This window comes from Levilactobacillus brevis (genome assembly GCA_021383565.1).
GTDB classification, from domain to species: Bacteria; Bacillota; Bacilli; order Lactobacillales; family Lactobacillaceae; genus Levilactobacillus; species Levilactobacillus brevis_B.
The window spans coordinates 2,104,763-2,122,223 of record CP079699.1 but is presented as its reverse complement, the minus strand read 5'-3'; the positions used below and the strand labels follow the sequence as shown (position 1 = coordinate 2,122,223).

The window sequence follows — 17,461 nt, the reverse complement described above, 5'->3', positions numbered from 1 at the left end:
CAGTCGCTATTTGTTGCCGGCTAAAGCCTGCGATCCCCCAAATAATCGACCGAAACGGTTCCCCGAGATCCACCTTACTTTCATAGTAAAATAAACCAATCGCCAGCTGATTAGTCTTCCCATACAACTATTCCCCAGTTATTAAACTGCAAAAGCCGACCCACATTGCTGCGGGTCGGCTCTCAAGATAGGGGTTGGTTTAGCGGGTGAGTGGGGTCTCTCTGGGCGAACACTCACGGCTTCATTTTGTGCTACTTCCAGTAGGCGTACTTGTACTGGGCATCCGTCATCATGGTGTACTTCAAACCACCAACCTGACTGGAGACCAGGTGGGCCTTGGCTTGTTGGTACAGAGGGACCAAACCGGCCTGTTGGGTCACGTACTTGTCGGCTTGCTTCATCAGATCCCACCGTTGCTGGGTCGTGTACGCGGAGGTGTTATCAATTTCTTTCATCTGATTCGTAAAGTGGGTGTTGTTCCACTTGGTGAAGTTCACGGAACTAGTGCCATCGGCCATTTGTAAGAAGTCGGATGGATCCCGCCAATCGGTCGTCCAACCATCCAAGTCGATGTCGAAGTTCCCTGCGGACCCCTTAGCGATCTGTTGGGCCAGTGGCATGGACTTGATGTTTAGGGTCAAGCCCGGCATGTATTTCTGCGCCTGTTGTTGCAGGTACTGGGCCGTGTGCTTCTGCTCATCCGTGTCGGCCGTCAGCAGTTCCAGACTGGCCTTCTTGATTCCCAGTTCCTTCTTGGCTTGATTCCACAGCTGCGTTGCCTTCTGGGGATTGTAGCTGAGCAGGTTACCTACATCTTCGGAGAAGTCCTTCCCCGTGGTCGGGTCGTTGCCATCACCATAAGGAATCAGGCTCTTGGCGGCCGCCGAACCATCCTGCAAGACATTCTTGGTCAAGGCCGTCCGGTTTACCACGTAGGAGAAGGCTTGCCGCACCTTGGTATTGTGCGTAACTGTCTTTTTATCGTTAAATTCAAGGAACCGCATCGAACTGTTCAGCGTCGTCTTCAGTTCCTTATTGTTGGCGTTTTGCTTGATGTATTGACCGGACAGAACAGTCTCTTGGACCTTGCCGGACTTGAAGAGGCTGGCGGAGGTGCCGGGATCCTTAACGACCTGGACGTTAACCTTGCCAATCTTGACGTTCTTGGCATTCCAGTAATGAGTGTTCTTCACGTAGGACCAACTATCCGTGGTACCGCTCCAACCGACCAACTTGTAGGCCCCTTCGGACATGGTCTTCGTAGCGGACGTGCCATATTTACTCCCATACTTCTTAAATAAATCGGTCTTCATTGGATATTCGGCCGTGGCCAGAATATCGGGCAACCAAGGTTGCGGCTTGGACAACGTTAATTGTAACGTCGACTTATCCAACGCCTTAACCCCCAGTGCAGAGACCGGTTGCTTACCGGCTTGCACGGCGTCGTAGTTCTTTAAGAACTTCAGCTTATTGGCTACCTGCGACTTAGATTGCGGATTAACCTGCCACTGAAAGGAGGTGACGAAGTCTTGGGCCGTCACGGGATCGCCGTTGGACCATTTTGCGGCCTTCTTCAGTTTAAATGTATAGACAGTCCCATTCTTCGTTGGTTTGACGACCTTCTCGGCCACGCCGGCCACGACCTTACCGTTCTCGTTCAACGTGTACAGGCCCTCTTGCGTCTGGGCAATTAGACTGGAACTGTTAGAATCCCCCGAAATGGCGGGGTTGGCCGTGGCTGGATTCCCAACCATCGTCACGTCTAACGCCTTGTCTGCACTACTCTTTGCCTGTGTGGTCCCACAACCGGCCAGCGCTACGATGGCCAATAAACCGAAACTTAATCCCACTAATTTTTTCATATGCCAATCCCTCATTTCGTTTAAATGCAAAAAGCCACTCGTCTTCGTTGGTTTTTTCAAACCAACAAGGGCGAATGGCTCGCGGTACCACCTTGTTTTATCTCTCATGGCGCTGACACTGATCAGCTCCCGTGCGGTAATGGGCACGACTCAGGGACAACTACCTCGTTCACTGTCCCGACGCTCCGATGCGCTTCACCTTAACCGTTGGATTCGGCTTCCATCATCCCGAACTCGCTGGACACATTGCTTAAGGCTACTCTTCTTTGCTTGGTCTCATTTATTGATATTTAATTTATCATCATTCATTACTGATGTCAATGCTTTTATAAACATTCATTTTTATGTATATTTTCTGAATATTTGGGTAAAAAAAGAGCTAACCCTTATCCCTGTAGGTTAGCTCTCCTGTATATCTCTGGTTCAATCAGTATTATTCTGCTAAAAATTTAACGCGTATGCACTAGTGATGCGTCCGATTCTGCTGTTGTCGAACCGGCGTGGTGGTCGTCGTTTGCCGGCTCACCATTTTCCCCTCTTGACTCGTCGTGGTCTGCGTCTTAATCTCGACGTGACCGCTCCCCGTGGTATTCGTAACTTGAACCGCCGTCTGCCCCGAAGTGGGTTTGACAACGGAGTCGGTGATCGTCGACTGATTGTGTGGCGGTTGCACAAATAGCAACAGCCCCGCCACTAAACCAATCAGCAGGCCACCGATTCCCCTCAATCTTTTTTTCATGTGCTTTCCCCTGATTTCCCTAATGATTCTGACAATTACCTAGTGTTATTATACACCATTCTCTCCAGAACTCATTTAAAAGTTTCCACACGGTGTTGGTTGCCCGTAATAATCACGCCGTTCAACCCCAGAATCACCAGATTGGCCAGCGCTGCAATGATAAAGAGCAACGTATAGGAGGAGTGGTCGATCACGATTCCCCCGAATAAGGGACCGACCGCCTTACCGACCGAGGCCCAGGCGTTGGCCATGCCTTGGTATTTTCCCTTAACCGCGGTCGGCGTCAGGTTGTTGACGATAGCAGGAATCGCCGGAAAGGCCGTCGCCTCACCCATCGTCAGAATCACCATGGCAATCACGAAATGCAGGTAGTCCTTGGCAAAGATCAGTGTGACAAAGGAAACCGCTACGAAAAAGATGCCGGCGTACACCTGCAAATAGAGATTGCTGAAATAGTGCGAGAACCAGTTAATCAGCGCCTGGAAGACCACGATCAGCCCGGCGTTAAGCGTCCACAACAGGCTGTAATCCTTCATGGGAATCCCCATGCCCGTCATATAGACGGAGAGGTTGGAGACCCACTGCTCATACATGATCCAGATCACCACCAGCGAAATGAAGAAGCCGGCCATGATCCGCCGATTCGGTAGCGCAATGTGGACGCTGTGCCGTTCCTGTTGAACCACCTGCCGCTGCATGACCGCCGGCGCATGATAGCAGAGCACCGCGACGATCAGAAAGAGCACAAACAGGCTCGTCGCAATGCCAAACAGCAGGGCTACACTGGTATTATAGACGTAGCCCACCATGGCCGTCCCCAAGACGACCCCTAAGTTCTGCGCGAAATATAACATGTTAAATATGTATCGACCATCGCGGCTGTGAATCGTGGTTCCCAGTGAATTCACCATCGTCAGGGTCCACCCGGAGGCCAACCCCAGGAAGATAAGCGAGATGGGAAACGCCGGCCACCCGTGATTGAAGATCAGACTGCCCAACGTCAGCAGGGACACGCTGACCCCACCGATCGTCAAATAATAGGGATTGAGCCGGTCGAATAGCCGGCCGCCCAGCACACTTCCCACGACATTGGCCAGTGAATAGAACAGTAAGATAATCCCCACTTCCGTAAGCGAGGTTCCCAACCGATTGTGCATGTAGATCGTCGTCAATGGCCAGATAAAGCTCATGCCGATACTACTGAACAGCGCGCCGAGCAGTAACCAGCGCAACCGAATTTCTTGTTTCATCGTGACCCTCCCTTTCCCAAAAGTACGTTAAGCTACATTCTAGCACTAGCCTTCGGAAAATGACCACCCACTAATTTCAAGAAAACGTTTCCAATCCTAACGAAGTAGACTTATCGAAATTTACGTAACCTTTACAGAGGAGATTTTCTAGTATGACCATTTTATTCATCAACGGCAGTCCTCGGCGTCACGGCAACACCGCGACCCTTGGTGAACGCCTACTGACCGATTGTCCCCACACCACCCGACACCTCACGGATTACACGTTGCATTTCGTCCAAGATGACCGGGAGACCGACCGCGACCAGCGCGACACTAGCGACGACTACGAGGCCTTCATGCGCACGGACTTTGCCCGAGCCAGCGATATCGTGCTGGGGACACCCGTGTACTGGTACGGCATGACGGGCCAACTCAAGGTCTTCATGGATCGATGGTTTGACAGCTTTAGTCACGACTTCCCCTTCGCCGGTAAACGCGTCTATCTCTTGATCGTCGGTGCCGATCAACCCGAACGCAAGGCCACGGGCATTGCCGATGCCGTACGCGCCTCCTGCGATTGGCTTCAGATGGACTTTCAGGGCACCGGTATTGTCACGGCCGATGGCGCCCATGACGTGGCGGCCCGCTCGACGCTCCCGGAAAGTTGTCTGGCCCTCCGTCGGCAATTTCTGACACTAACGAAATAATGTTTCATGTGAAACATCTCGTCCGCGCGCGTATTTTTAGGCGACAAATTGTCAAGTCAAGCGCAACTTTATTCCAAAGAAAATTTCTGATGGACTCTTCCAGCCTAAGACCTTACGTGGTCGGTTATTTAATGTTTCAATGAACTGACAGATATCTTGGTCAGTGAGTTGATCTAAATCAGTTCCTTTTGGGAAATACTCACGAATAAGACCATTTGTATTCTCGTTAGTTCCCCGTTGCTGTGGTGCGTGTGGATCTGGAAAATAGACCGGAATACCTAGCTCTTGACTAACTTCACGATATCTTGCGAATTCAGTCCCACGATCCGGCGTAAGCGTACGAACTCGTTTGGGCGTCACAGTATGCAATAAGTCAATCATAGCTTGTGTAACGTTCTTGGCGTTTACTTTGGAAACTCGTTGAGATAGTAAGTAACGTGATTTACGGTCCACCAACGTAACTAAAGCTGAACGTCCAGTCTTACCTCGAACGGTGTCACCTTCCCAATGGCCAAACCAGCTCCGGTTATCACACGACACTGGCCGCTCATGGACTGAAGGAACATCATTAAACCGCCCCCGTCGTTCATTGATTGTTCCTTTGACCTTGCGAGTTTTGCCACGATGGCGGAGTTTACGGGCAAAACCACGAGCGCCACGACTCTTACGTTTAATTCCCAAATTATCACGTTCAATTCCGCGATAAATGGTGTTGTAACTAATTCGCCATCCACTATTTTCGTGAAGTAAACGCCCTGAGATTTGTTCGGGAGACCATTGGTATTGAACGATGCAGCGAAGGACAAAATCTCGTAATTTCAGGTCAGTTAGGAGTCTAGGACGGCGGCTCTTCAGTCGGCGCCTTTGGTAGCTCTCTTGTGCTTTGACAGCTGAGTATGCATCACGACCGCCATTGCGTGTAACTTCACGTGATACAGTGGCTTTAGAACAGCCAATTTTCTCCGCAATAACTTGATAGCTATCGTTTAAAGTGACGCCTAACAGTATGCATTCTCGGTCTTTTAAGGTAAGATGTTTGTACGAACTCATAGCCTAAAATCTCCTTTAAATGATTGTTGTGGTGACTTCATTTTACAGGACTCAGGCTATGAGTTCCTTTTTTATCTTCTTACTTGTTGCACTTCAATTGTAAATTCGTCGCACAAAAAAAACCACCGCTCGGGGAAAGCGATGGTCATCGGAGTAGGGGTAACGTCATTTATAACAATGACGTTAACTATTTTTTCATTATTCCAGGGGAGGAGGAGTACATGAAAAAAGATTGTTAATCTTTGGTAGAAGCAACCGATTGGTTAACTTCTATGCTTCATATAGTAATCTGTAAATATGACGAAAATGTGAACATTCTAGCACAACCCTATGAATTTTACGGTTAAACACCATTTATCCGCTTATTTTTTCAATTTTCACATTAATTCGGGACATCAACTTGATTCATATCAAGTTATCCGCATAAATCTCCCAGCAAGTTCTCTAGACCAGTTCACCCTTTTGGTCCTGTCACACCGCGATCAAATAAAGCCGCCGACCAGTCTCCCGATCGACAGCTTCACTTTTTTATTCTGGCGTATAGGCCACCGATGAAAATTTATTGAATGATTTTACGAAGAGCAACTTGACGGTTCCCCGCGGACCCGACCGGTTCTTCTCAATAATGACTTCGACTTCCCCGACATCCTGATCGCCCTCATCACGTGGATCACTGTCGTTGTCGCCACCGCCATCCTCATCACCGTCACGCTCGTAATAGTCGTCCCGGTAGAGGAAAGAAACGATGTCAGCATCCTGTTCGATTGACCCGGATTCCCGAATATCGGACAACACCGGCCGCTTGTCCTGACGTTGTTCCACGCCCCGTGAGAGCTGGGACAACGCGATGACTGGCACGTGGAGTTCCTTGGCTAGCTTCTTCAACTGCCGCGAAATATCGGAAACTTCTTGTTGGCGACTTTCGTGGTTGGTACCTTCAATCAGCTGCAAGTAGTCGATGACGATGAGCCCCAGGTTACCCTTTTCCTTCGCCAACCGCCGACATTTTGCCCGAATTTCGGTGATCTTGTTTCCGGCCGTATCGTCGATGTAGATGCTGGCCTTGGCCAGGCTTCCCATGGCCACAATCAAGTTTTGCCATTCGTCTTCGGACAATTGCCCCGTCCGCAGGTGATTGGCGTCGATGGAGCCTTCCGCGCACAACATCCGGTTGACCAGCGACTCCGCACTCATTTCCAGACTGAAGATGGCGACCGTCTTATCCGTCTTGGTGCCGACGTTTTGCGCAATATTCAAGGCAAACGCGGTCTTCCCCACGGCCGGCCGGGCGGCTAAAATCATCAACTCGTCGTCATGTAGCCCGGTGGTCATCTTGTCCAGCTCGGCGTAGCCCGTCGACAGCCCCGTAATGATATCGCCCTGTTCGGAGAGCTTATTGATCTCTTCAAAGGAGGTATTCAGCACGTCGCGAATCGGCTTGAAGCCCGACTGATTCCGGGTTTCCGCCACACTCATGATGTCACGTTCGGCGTTATCCAGCAGGTCGGAAACGTCCTCGTCCTGCTGGTACCCTTGTGTGGCGATGTTGGTGGCCGTCTGAATCAACCGCCGCAGGATCGCCTTTTCTTGGACAATCTTGGCATAGTACGTGGCATTGGCGGCCGTGGGTACGGCGCCCGCCAAATCGGCGATGTAGGTAATCCCGCCGACGTCATCCAATTCATTTTTGGCCGTTAATCGGTCCGTGATCGTCACCACATCAATGGCTTCGTCGCGGTCGTTTAGGTCGATCATCGCTTGAAAGATAATCTGATGTTCCCGGCGGTAGAAATCCTCCGGGGCTAGGTATTCCAACGCGTCCACCAACGCATCGGTACTTAAAAAGATCGCCCCGAGGACGGCCTTTTCGGCATCGAGGTTCTGTGGTGGGGTATGGTCTGTGAGTACGTTATTATCCATGCTTAACTAATTACCTCTTCACTGGTGCCTAGACAACATTCCAATTCCTCGCGCTTACCAAAATAACGCAAGCATTAAGACATCTATTCTACCATGTAACGGGTGGTCAGGTAAATATTCATGCTCGCCCGCCATGACCGTTCATCTTGAATCATACACTACTTTGCCCACCCCGGCAGAGATAAACGCCCACCGCGTAAAATTCCCACGAAAAAAGACCGCCACGCAAGCGCAACGGTCTTCATTAATCTCATTATTTTTGCTTCGCCGCCACGTGCACGCGAATCTTCGCGGTGACTTCGGAATGCAGCTTGACCGGCACGTTGGTGTAGCCCAGCGACCGAATCGGTTCTGGGAGTTCCACCTTGCGCTTGTCAATCTTCAAATCGAATTGCTTCTGCAAGGCTTGCACGATTTGTTTACTAGGAATAGACCCGAACAAACGGCCATCTTCTCCGGCCTTTGCCACGATCTCAACGACTGTCTTGTCGTTTTCCAAGTGCTTTTGCAGGTCCTGGGCTTCGGCTAAGTTCTCCGCCTCGCGCCGTTCCTCTGCTTTACGTTCACCCTTCAACTGGCTCATCGCGGCCTGATTGGCTTCCTTGGCCAATCCCCGCTTGATCAGGAAGTTTTGGGCGTAGCCATCAGGAACATTCTTGATTTCGCCGCGCTTACCCTTACCGCGGACATCCTTCATAAAAATGACTTTCACGTCGGTCACTCCTCACTTTTAATTCATGCTTATTATTAATCCTACGCCGAAACCCAGCGAGAAGCAATTAACTATTTAGCCGCGTCAACCGGCTCCTCGGTTGGGTTCAGAATATCCAGCAACTGCTGTTTAACCTCAGCGACCGATTTATCACTAATCTGGGTCGCCGCATTGGAGAGATGACCGCCACCGCCCATGTCTTCCATGACCAGCTGGACGTTGATCTCACCCAGTGACCGCGCGGAAATGCCGACTCGACCGTCAGCGCGACGGGTGATGACAAACGACGCGTCCACGCCGGACATATTCAGCAGGTCATCGGCCGCCTGAGCCGCCGTGACCGGATCGTAGGTTTGGTCCTCTTCGCCCGCAATTAAGGCCATGTCTTCATTCACGAACTCAACCATTTCAATTAAGTGGTTGCGTTGCAGGTAGCTGTCGACATTTTCCTTCATGTACTGTTGCATCTCGATAGAATCCGCTCCGGCAGACCGCAAGTAACTGGCCGCGTCAAACGTCCGGGTCCCGGTCCGCAACGAGAAGTGCTTGGTGTCCACGAAGATCCCCGTCAACATCGCCGTGGCTTCCAGCTTGTTGATTGGTTCGCCCTCTTGGGACTGGTACTCAAACATTTCGGTGATTAACTCACAGGTCGAGCTGGCGTACGGTTCGATGTAGACCAGCAGGGGGTTCTCGGGGAATTCTTCGCCCCGCCGGTGATGGTCAATGATCATCACGCGGTTCTCCAGGCGGTGGTAGAGGTCCGCCGAGATGGAAATGGACGGCTTCGAGTGGTCCACCATCAGCAACATACTCTGCGCGGTGGCCTTTTCCAAAGCTTCCTGCGGGGAGATAATTGCCGCGTCGATGTCGGGATAGGCTTTCAGGTTATCCAACAAACGTTGCACGTCGGAATGGACCGTTTCCTTATCCAAGACGATCCAACAGGTCTTGTGGTTCATCTTGGCAATCCGCCGAATCCCCAGGCAGGCGCCCAGCGAATCCATATCGGGTTGCGTGTGCCCCTGAACAAAGATCTGGTCGGACTCGTTCATCAATTCCTGTAGTGCTTGGGAAATCATCCGCGCTCTGACCCGCGTCCGCTTCTCCATCGGGTTGGTCTTCCCACCATAGTAACGGGCTTCCTGGTCGGCGGCCTTCACCACGACCTGGTCCCCACCCCGGCCCAGCGCCAAATCCAGATTACTCTGGGCTTGGTCGGCTAGCTTGTTCAGGTTGGGATCGCCATATGCAATCCCAATACTTAGAGTCAACGGGAAGTTTTGCTTAGACGTGGTCTCTCGAATCGTATCCAGAATCTTGAATTTATCGGCTTCGATGGCCGCCAACGATTTGGCGTAGGCCAGCACGAAGTAGTGGTCATCATCCAATTGTTTCAGGTACATATCGAACTGCTGAACCCAGGCCGACAGCTCGTTGGTCACGTAGTTTCGCAGGTTAGAGATATCCTGGTCGGTCATCGACTGGGTAACTTCATCGTAGTTATCCAAGAAGACCTGACCAATAGCAATCTTTTCGTTATCGTATTGTTCCTGAATCAACTGGTAATGCGTGATGTCGTAGAGGTAAACGGCATGGAAATCGGGTTCCACAAACAACGTAAACCGTTTATCGCGCCATTTCACGGTCGTCATGGTCTTGGGTTCAGCCGTATTAATCAGCTGCGCCAAGTCCGCGTCGACATCGTTAATCGACCGGCTCAAAACATCGGTATCGCCGAAATAGTGCTGAAGGTAGGGATTGACCCATTCCACCTGATCACTATCTCCCAAGATCATCACGCCTGGTGGCATCCGCAACAGGGCTTCTTGTTCACCCTGCTGAATCCGAAAGGACAGATCGGAAATGTACTGCGTGGTGTCGTCGCCAATCTCCGCCATGGTGTTGAAGACCATTAGCGTGGCGATGCCAACCAGAACTAGGACGACAATCCCAAAGATCCAGTTCAGCAGAAACGACAGAACAATTCCAAGAATGGCCAGAGCAGCCGTCATAATAGCGATGCCACGCAGACGCCGGTTCTGTAAGAACTCGGGTATGTTGGCTCGCGAAAATAATTTTTTCATTTTGCTCCTCATCTGATTCATCTGGGAAAATTCGTTTTACTTCCCACATCGCAAGCGACTCACGGGGGAAGCAAAAAGTTACAAATAATACCTATATTTTATCACACTAGCCCCTAATCACAAAATCAACGTTCCGCACTAAACCGCGACGTGGCGGGCTTGCCCTTGATCTTTGGGGGATCATAACTTTAATTGTGCCACGGAACCGTTAACCCACTGATTTTTACCAAAAGCCTTGACCTTGACGTGACGTCAGCCCTTATCATAAGCTCTAAGCAAGAAGGAGGTGGTCGCCATGACCTACAGCATTCAACAGTTGGCCCAATTCGCCAACGTCAGTCCCCGCACGCTGCGCTACTATGATCAAATTGGTCTCTTACCGGCCCACCGCAACCCGGCCAATGGTTACCGGGAATATTCGCCAGCCGCCGTGGACCGCCTGCAACTGATTCGTTATTTTCAGGCATTCGACTTTAGTTTAGCCCAGATTCAGGTACTCATGGCCCAATCCCCCGCCGAGCAGACGGTCGTTCTAGCCACCCAACGCACCAAACTTCAGGCCAAACGCGACCACCTCACGACCTTGCTGAATACCCTGGACCGTACCTTAGCGGCCCGCACTGGAGGTCCCCAAATGACAGATTCGGAAAAATTCGCCGCGTTTAAACAGCAAGCCCTCGCCGATAACGAGCAACAGTTCGGTGACGAAGCCCGCCAACGTTACGGCCAAGACGCCGTCGCAACCAGCCAGCAAAAATTCGCCGCGCTAAGTGCCGCCGACTACCAGGCCATGCAGGAAACGGAGGCGGCCTTAATCGCCCAGCTAAAGGCAGTAACCGTCAGCCAAGAGTTAGGCAGCGCGGCCGCTCACGAAGTCTATCGGCTGCATCGTCAGTGGCTATGTTTCACGTGGAACAATTACACCCCGGAAAAACATCGCGGCCTGGCGCAACTGTATTTAGCCGATGAGCGTTTCGCCCAATACTACAACCAGCGGGTGGGCTGGGCCACCGCTACCGAAACGTTAGCGGCCATTATTCAACGCTACGCGCGCTAAAAAAGAGAGTGCGCCAAAAGGCGATTAGTCGGTGAGCATTAAGGCTGATAAGCGAATAATCCCGGTCTTGGATGATTTGGTTGTCAGTTTTAAGCGGAACCGGCTGCCTTTTGGCGCACGTTTCGGCTATCTAAATTGGAACACAAGGGTTGGAGAAATTTTGTTCCAAACTCTTGTGACCGTCAGCTTGAGGTGGTCGAACTATCTTATGGTTCACGCGAACCATTTAATTCAGGCCCCACTCGGCATCCCCAGAAAAGTAAGCGCGACCGTTAACCTTGAAATTCGTCCAACTAGCGGCTGTATCATAGGTGTCATCGACCGGCGTGTAGCCCTGAGATTGCTTGCTCCCCTGTTTAATCGTCAGCCGATAATGATGTGGACCAATCTTACGGTCGGCAAAACCCTTCAGTGGCGTTCGGTAGTCAATCTTGTAGCTGGTCCCCTTCTTCACCAGCTTGGTAATCTTCACACTATCCGTGGGCTTCTGCTCGGCAAAGTCGTTGTACACATTCCGGGTCAGCCAGTTGTCGTCAATCTGCGTCATCCGAGCCTTGGTGTAGGTCTGAATGTAATTGTCCAACGTGACGTAGAGCGCCGCCGAGTAGGTCGGCTGGTTAAACTGGGTCGTAGACATCACGAAGCCCTTACCCTGCCGTAGCAATTGCGTCCGGATCGGGGCTCGCAACGTCTTCACGTAGGTAAAGTTGGCGGTGTTAAAACGAATAAGCTTATTGCTGTATTTAATCCGGTGGTAGCGCGCGTAGTGAATCGGCCCGAGGATCAGCGTCGCCTTGGTATAGGCATTCGGGTACTTACCGTAAAAGACAATCCCGTCGACCCGTAGCAACTTATTCTTCTTCACGTGAATCGGCTTATAGCCCGTCTTGGTTTTCTCCTTGGCGCCGATATCCATGGCGTGTTTGGTCCGGACGTAGGTCGTGTAGAGCGGTAAATCCTTGGCCTTGGTTTTAGTGGCCGCCTGTGCCGTCACGTGACCGCCCACCGCGAGCAAAGCGATGGCGAGTGCCAGGGCCCATTTATGTATTTTTTTCATGTACTCCCCTCCTGAGATCAGTGTACGAGGTTTGGGGGTAAAAAGATAGTTTTATTGCGGGAGATTATCTCCCTTCAGAAAATGTTTCATGTGAAACACTACTTATAGACTGCCAGCTAAATTGGTCGTCAAGCGCCAACTAAATTTTAAAATCCCGGTTGACTTTCTGAATTCTCGTGCTAAACTAGCAATTATTAACAATTGATTAGAAAAATTAAAAAGTGATGATGAAGTCCAGTAGCACCGATTTTCCCCTTGTTAGCGAACCCGGTTTAGTGCAAGCGGGTCAAGGGTTTCGGCGCGAACATCCCTTCGGAGCTGTTTGCTGAAAATAAAGTAAGTCTATACCGGTAGCAACCGTTATCAATGCAGTGAATCGCGAGTGTGGTTCGATTTCCCAGTAGATCCTAGACTCTGGGGCCGTCCCTCTAGGAAGCTCGCCGTTCATGGATAGCGCTACTTTTTGAGTAGCAAAAAATAAGGTGGTACCGTGCAGACTGCACCCTTACGGAGAATTTTTTCCGTAAGGGTGCTTTTTTATTTCAGAACCATTCTAATCAGTTGGTATTCTAGGAGGTTTTTCGATGAAACATCTTGCTCTAACCGCGCCGCTTGCCCTACTCTTACTCGTCACCCTGAGTGGCTGCGGCAACGCTGCCGGTAACACCACCAAGAATCGGACGCTAAACGTTACCCTTCCCAGCGAACCCGCCACCGCCGACCCCAACAAGTCGACCGACACCAACAGTGGCAGCGTCATCTCGCAAACCATGGAAGGTCTCTACACTTACAATCAAAACGGTAAAATCGTCGCGGGCGTAGCCACCAAGGTCGTCACGCCCACCAACCACGGCAAGACCTACACCTTTAACCTACGGCAGAACGCCAAATGGGCTAACGGTCAGGCCGTCACCGCCCAAGACTTTGTGACCTCGCTGCGTCGCTGGGTCGCCCCGAAGACCAAGGCCCAGTACGCCAACAAGCTGTCGGCCATCACCGGCTACACGGCCATCCAGAATGGTAAGGCCGACCCTTCAACGCTAGGCGTCAAGGCCCTCAGCAAGACTAAACTTCAAATCACCCTCAGTAAGGCCGTCCCTTATTTCAACGACCTCGTTTCCGACTACTACCCGTTGAATACCGCCACCGTGAAGAAATACGGCCAGAAGTACGGCACCAACGCCACCAAGACCATGAGTAACGGTGCCTACAAGTTGGTCGGCTGGACCGGAAGCAACTCGTCCTGGACGTACGTGAAGAACACCCACTACTGGAACGCCAAGGACGTCAAGATCAAGAAGGTCAAGGTCGCCGTCACCAAGGATGAAAGCACCGCAGCCACTTTATTTAAGAGCGGTAAGGTCCAGGAGACCACCGTTAGCAGCCAATACGTCCGAGCCAACGCCAATAACCGCGAGCTCCATCAGACGTTGCAGGGTCGACTCCAGTACCTCTACGTGAACAGTAAGCGGTCCGCAACGAACTCTGAGAATCTGCGCCAAGCGATCTCCTACGTGACGAACAGAAAGACGCTGACTAGCAAGGTACTCCAAGACGGGTCCAAGCCCGCCCTCAGTGCCGTTCCCCGCGGGGATCAGGCCAACCCGAAGACAGGCGAAGACATGGCCACCCAACTGGGCAATCTTCTCCCCACTGACGTTGCCAAGGCCAAGACCTACTGGGCCAAATACTTAAAGGAGACCGGTAAGACTAAGGTCACACTGAATCTGTTGACCGACGATACCGATGATGACAAACACGTGGGCACCTACCTTCAATCCGTCATGGAGAAAAACTTCAAGGGTCTCACGGTTACCACGACCTCCATCCCCCACGCGCAACACGTGGCGCGAGACTTCGCCGGCACCTTTGATCTCAATCTGACAGGCTGGTCCACCAATTTACTCGACGCCTCAGACTTCCTTGATTTGGCGGCCAAGGGGAACTCGGTCAACTTCACGGGCTGGAACGACCCGACCTTCAATCAACTGCTCGCCAAGGCGGAAAACGAGACGGGCCTCACGCGCTACAACACGCTGATGGACGCTAACCAACGGCTCATGGCCGTCAAGGGTTACATTCCCCTGTATCAGCCGTCCCAAGCCAAGCTCGTCAGCAAGGATGTTGGTGGTCTCAAGGACACCCTGCTCCACGCCGCTCAGTATAAATATGCTTATTGGAAGTAAAGTCGATCCGCTAAACGATTAAGCCATCGGCAACGCCGCCCGTATCCGCATTTCCAACGACCCGCACCACACCGACATCCTCAAATGTTTTTCGTGGTGTTGATTCTAGGAAATACCGGGGCTGTGCGGCGTCCCACCAGACTAGATTTTATTGACCGTCTTCATTTAATCCCTAATATTCAGGAGGCAATCTTATGACCAAAACCACATTCTTTAACCTTACGCTATTCGATGGTACCAACGACCAGAACCAAGCCAACGCCTGGTTCACCGTCGATAATGACTCCGGCAAATTGGTCGACCGTGGGCAGGGCACGCCCGCAGCCGCCGACACCAGCGTGGACCTCAACGGGCAGTATGTCATGCCGGGCTTTATGAACGTTCACGTCCACGTCACCGCCGATCCCCAGTCGCTTCAGGGCAAGGAACATTCCGAGGCCGAGGCGGGTGTACTCGCCTTTACCAATCTTCAGACGCTACTTAAATCCGGCGTGACCTACGTGCGGGGATGCGGAACCGGCTACGATGCCGACGTCAAACTCAAGCGACTCCAACAGTCCGGCCAACTCCCCCACACGCCCCACATGCTGACCTCGGGCAAGGCCTTTTCGATGACCGGGGGCCATGGCGATTCACCCCATGGTGGTCACGCGGTCGATTCTCCGGACGAAATGCGTAAGGCGGTCCGAACCGCCTTTAAGAACGGGGCCGAAAGCATCAAGGTTATGGCGACCGGCGGCGTCATGACGCCGAATGATTTCATGGAGGACGCCCAGCTCTCCGTCGCCGAAATGCACGTCGCCGTTGAGGAAGCCCACCACAAACGTCGGGTCGTGGCCGCGCATGCCGAGGGAAATCCGGGTATCCAAAACGCCTTGGACGCCGGCGTGGACTCTGTAGAACACGGCTTCTACGTCACCGAAGATGAGGCCCGCCAGATGGTGCAACAGGGCACCTACCTCACGCCAACCCTCATCGCCGAATGGGTTATCCCCGAACAAGGCCCCGGCGTGCTGCCCGATTGGGAAGTCAAGAAGGCCGCCGATGCGCTGGACGATACCTACGTCAACATGCGGCGCGCCTTTCAACTGGGAGTCAAGTTCACCTGTGGCACCGACGCGGGAACGCCCTTTAATGGGTTTGACCTGACCCCCCAGGAGTTCGGTCTCCTAACCAAATTAGGCATGACCCCGGCGCAGGCTTACCAGTGTTCCACCCGCAATTCCGCCGCGCTCATGGGTGTTGATCAGGAATACGGGACCCTCGAGGTTGGCAAATTCGCCGATTTCCAGGTGCTCAAGGCCGATCCGTTGGCCGACACCGCCGCCGTTGTTCAAGCCGATAAACAGGTCTACTTGGGCGGTCACCGGGAATTCTAACTCACGTTAAAATGCAGTGCAGGCACACGGGATCCGACCCCTGGTGCGCTTGCACTGCGTTTTTCTGGTTATCGCTGATTGACTAAATATTTATTTCGTTATGTTAACGATTTACCAGTTGACATTCATCTTATTTCCGTTAAACTGAGGAAGACTTCCTCAGTTTCAGGGATAGGATGGGTGCAGTGACAGAAATAAGCCGTGATCTAAAGAAGTCGCTGGCAAGTGACCAGCGACTTCTAAATTAGACCGATAAATCAGCTAAAATTGGGATAACGATTTAGAATTGGCGTAAGATTTGGCGGGAGAGCTCATCGGTCGCCTTGATCGCACAGAAGACGTCGCGGGCTGTCACGGCAAAGCCCATGTTGTGAATCGTTTCGCCGGGTTGGACGGTGAGTTTGGCTACCTTCATGAGATCGTCATCGGTCGCCTCGTCCAAATGCAGGTCCGCTAGCGTGGTCGGGAGCCCCAGATTGGCTTCAAACTCCAGATAACGCTGGAATTGATCGTCGCTGGCCCCCTCGAGTACTAGGTTCACTAGCGTCCCAAAGGCGACTTTCTGCCCGTGTGAGAGGCGATGAACGTCTCCCGACAGTGCGGTTAAACCGTTTTGAAAGCTATGAGCCGCGGCCAGACCAGAGCTTTCGGCGCCGACCCCACTCAACAAAATATTGGCCTCGATAATGTGGGCGAGCGCCGGCGTCACCACGTGGTTGGCCGCGGCGGAAACGGCCTGTTGCGTGTATTTAAAGAGTAGATCTTCGCATTTCTCCGCTAGCGCAATGCCGGCCGCCGTCTGATCCGTCTGTAGCGGCAGTAACGTGGTCGCGCGGGCTCGGGCAACCGTCTGGGCCTCGACGTTGGTCGACAGGGCATCGGCAATGCCATCGATTAAGAACCGTACCGGCGCACCGGCAATCACGGTCGAATCGACCAACACGAGATCGGGATTCTTATCGTAGAATTGATACTTGAGAAACTCCCCGTTGGCCGAGTACAGGACGCTCAGGCGCGTGCAGGGTGAGTCGTTAGATGCCAAGGTTGGCACGATGACCACCGGCACGTGTAGCTTGTCGCCAACGGCCTTGGTCGTGTCATTGGTCTTACCACAGCCCAGGGCAATCACGAACTTGGCGTCTTTTTCCTGCCCAATGGCCTGAATCCGCGCGATCTCTTCCGGCGAACTTTCACCATTGAAATGAACGTGTTCAATCTTCAATCCATCTGCCGTCAAGTTCTGATAGAACTGCCCACCAATCAACTCCCAAACAATGTCATCAGCAATTATGAGCCCATGATCCCCAAACGGCACGATATACCGCGCGGCGTGAGGCAACAGCCGATCTCCCTGAACATACGTCGAGGGACTTGCAAAAGCAGTAATCATTTCCTAGACCTCCAATGTTAAGTTGATACCTTCAGTCTACTGAAAACGGGCCAGAAGCTAAGCTAAATACTTATTTAATTGGG

General features: G+C 52.1%; 13 protein-coding genes. 4 read left to right on the top strand and 9 right to left on the bottom strand.

Going from position 1 to position 17,461, the window contains the following annotated elements:
* Positions 1 to 251 precede the first annotated feature (251 nt).
* From KB236_09815 to KB236_09805, 3 genes are all read right to left on the bottom strand, one after another.
* The gene (locus KB236_09815) at positions 252 to 1,862 is read right to left on the bottom strand and encodes a peptide ABC transporter substrate-binding protein (protein ID UIF28819.1); all 1,611 of its coding nucleotides are present in this window, start codon (positions 1,860 to 1,862) and stop codon (positions 252 to 254) included.
* Positions 1,863 to 2,325: 463 nt separating this feature from the next.
* Positions 2,326 to 2,601, bottom strand: coding sequence for a hypothetical protein (locus KB236_09810; protein UIF28818.1), 276 nt, complete (start codon positions 2,599 to 2,601; stop codon positions 2,326 to 2,328).
* 71 nt (positions 2,602 to 2,672) lie between these two features.
* A complete protein-coding gene (locus tag KB236_09805; GenBank protein ID UIF28817.1) occupies positions 2,673 to 3,851 on the bottom strand; it encodes an MFS transporter in 1,179 nt (392 codons plus the stop codon).
* A 152-nt stretch (positions 3,852 to 4,003) separates the two neighbouring features.
* Here KB236_09805 and KB236_09800 point away from each other — a divergent pair, with 152 nt between their 5' ends.
* On the top strand, positions 4,004 to 4,540 hold the full coding sequence (locus KB236_09800) for an NAD(P)H-dependent oxidoreductase (protein ID UIF28816.1): 537 nt from the start codon (positions 4,004 to 4,006) through the stop codon (positions 4,538 to 4,540).
* A gap of 51 nt (positions 4,541 to 4,591) precedes the next feature.
* Here the strand turns inward: KB236_09800 and KB236_09795 are convergent, their stop codons facing one another.
* From KB236_09795 to KB236_09780, 4 genes are all read right to left on the bottom strand, one after another.
* The gene (locus KB236_09795; GenBank protein UIF28815.1) at positions 4,592 to 5,590 is read right to left on the bottom strand and encodes an IS30 family transposase; all 999 of its coding nucleotides are present in this window, start codon (positions 5,588 to 5,590) and stop codon (positions 4,592 to 4,594) included.
* Positions 5,591 to 6,118: 528 nt separating this feature from the next.
* Positions 6,119 to 7,510, bottom strand: a complete 1,392-nt coding sequence (gene dnaB, locus KB236_09790) for a replicative DNA helicase (protein ID UIF28814.1) — start codon at positions 7,508 to 7,510, stop codon at positions 6,119 to 6,121.
* Positions 7,511 to 7,763: 253 nt separating this feature from the next.
* Positions 7,764 to 8,222, bottom strand: coding sequence for a 50S ribosomal protein L9 (gene rplI / locus KB236_09785; protein UIF28813.1), 459 nt, complete (start codon positions 8,220 to 8,222; stop codon positions 7,764 to 7,766).
* A 71-nt stretch (positions 8,223 to 8,293) separates the two neighbouring features.
* Positions 8,294 to 10,309, bottom strand: a complete 2,016-nt coding sequence (locus KB236_09780; protein UIF28812.1) for a DHH family phosphoesterase — start codon at positions 10,307 to 10,309, stop codon at positions 8,294 to 8,296.
* Between the two features lie 295 nt (positions 10,310 to 10,604).
* Between KB236_09780 and KB236_09775 the strand changes: the two genes are divergently transcribed.
* Positions 10,605 to 11,366: a MerR family transcriptional regulator gene (locus tag KB236_09775; protein UIF28811.1), complete on the top strand. Its 762-nt coding sequence runs from the start codon at positions 10,605 to 10,607 to the stop codon at positions 11,364 to 11,366.
* Positions 11,367 to 11,592: 226 nt separating this feature from the next.
* Here KB236_09775 and KB236_09770 read toward each other — a convergent pair whose 3' ends face one another.
* Positions 11,593 to 12,282, bottom strand: a complete 690-nt coding sequence (locus KB236_09770) for a hypothetical protein (protein ID UIF30343.1) — start codon at positions 12,280 to 12,282, stop codon at positions 11,593 to 11,595.
* Between the two features lie 725 nt (positions 12,283 to 13,007).
* Here KB236_09770 and KB236_09765 point away from each other — a divergent pair.
* Positions 13,008 to 14,609 carry a peptide ABC transporter substrate-binding protein gene (locus KB236_09765; GenBank protein UIF28810.1) on the top strand — a complete coding sequence of 534 codons (1,602 nt, stop codon included), beginning with the start codon at positions 13,008 to 13,010 and terminating at the stop codon, positions 14,607 to 14,609.
* Between the two features lie 194 nt (positions 14,610 to 14,803).
* Positions 14,804 to 15,988 carry an amidohydrolase family protein gene (locus KB236_09760; GenBank protein ID UIF28809.1) on the top strand — a complete coding sequence of 395 codons (1,185 nt, stop codon included), beginning with the start codon at positions 14,804 to 14,806 and terminating at the stop codon, positions 15,986 to 15,988.
* A gap of 280 nt (positions 15,989 to 16,268) precedes the next feature.
* On the opposite strand, the gene KB236_09755 is transcribed toward KB236_09760, so the two are convergent.
* Positions 16,269 to 17,378 carry a glycerol dehydrogenase gene (locus tag KB236_09755; GenBank protein UIF28808.1) on the bottom strand — a complete coding sequence of 370 codons (1,110 nt, stop codon included), beginning with the start codon at positions 17,376 to 17,378 and terminating at the stop codon, positions 16,269 to 16,271.
* Between the last annotated feature and the right edge of the window lie 83 nt (positions 17,379 to 17,461).

Coding starts and splice junctions, on each gene's coding strand:
- KB236_09815 (UIF28819.1), bottom strand. CDS start 1,862: ATGAAAAAATTAGTGGGATTAAGTTTCGGTTTATTGGCCATCGTAGCG.
- KB236_09810 (UIF28818.1), bottom strand. CDS start 2,601: ATGAAAAAAAGATTGAGGGGAATCGGTGGCCTGCTGATTGGTTTAGTG.
- KB236_09805 (UIF28817.1), bottom strand. CDS start 3,851: ATGAAACAAGAAATTCGGTTGCGCTGGTTACTGCTCGGCGCGCTGTTC.
- KB236_09800 (UIF28816.1), top strand. CDS start 4,004: ATGACCATTTTATTCATCAACGGCAGTCCTCGGCGTCACGGCAACACC.
- KB236_09795 (UIF28815.1), bottom strand. CDS start 5,590: ATGAGTTCGTACAAACATCTTACCTTAAAAGACCGAGAATGCATACTG.
- dnaB (UIF28814.1), bottom strand. CDS start 7,510: ATGGATAATAACGTACTCACAGACCATACCCCACCACAGAACCTCGAT.
- KB236_09780 (UIF28812.1), bottom strand. CDS start 10,309: ATGAAAAAATTATTTTCGCGAGCCAACATACCCGAGTTCTTACAGAAC.
- KB236_09775 (UIF28811.1), top strand. CDS start 10,605: ATGACCTACAGCATTCAACAGTTGGCCCAATTCGCCAACGTCAGTCCC.
- KB236_09770 (UIF30343.1), bottom strand. CDS start 12,282: ATGGATATCGGCGCCAAGGAGAAAACCAAGACGGGCTATAAGCCGATT.
- KB236_09765 (UIF28810.1), top strand. CDS start 13,008: ATGAAACATCTTGCTCTAACCGCGCCGCTTGCCCTACTCTTACTCGTC.
- KB236_09760 (UIF28809.1), top strand. CDS start 14,804: ATGACCAAAACCACATTCTTTAACCTTACGCTATTCGATGGTACCAAC.
- KB236_09755 (UIF28808.1), bottom strand. CDS start 17,378: ATGATTACTGCTTTTGCAAGTCCCTCGACGTATGTTCAGGGAGATCGG.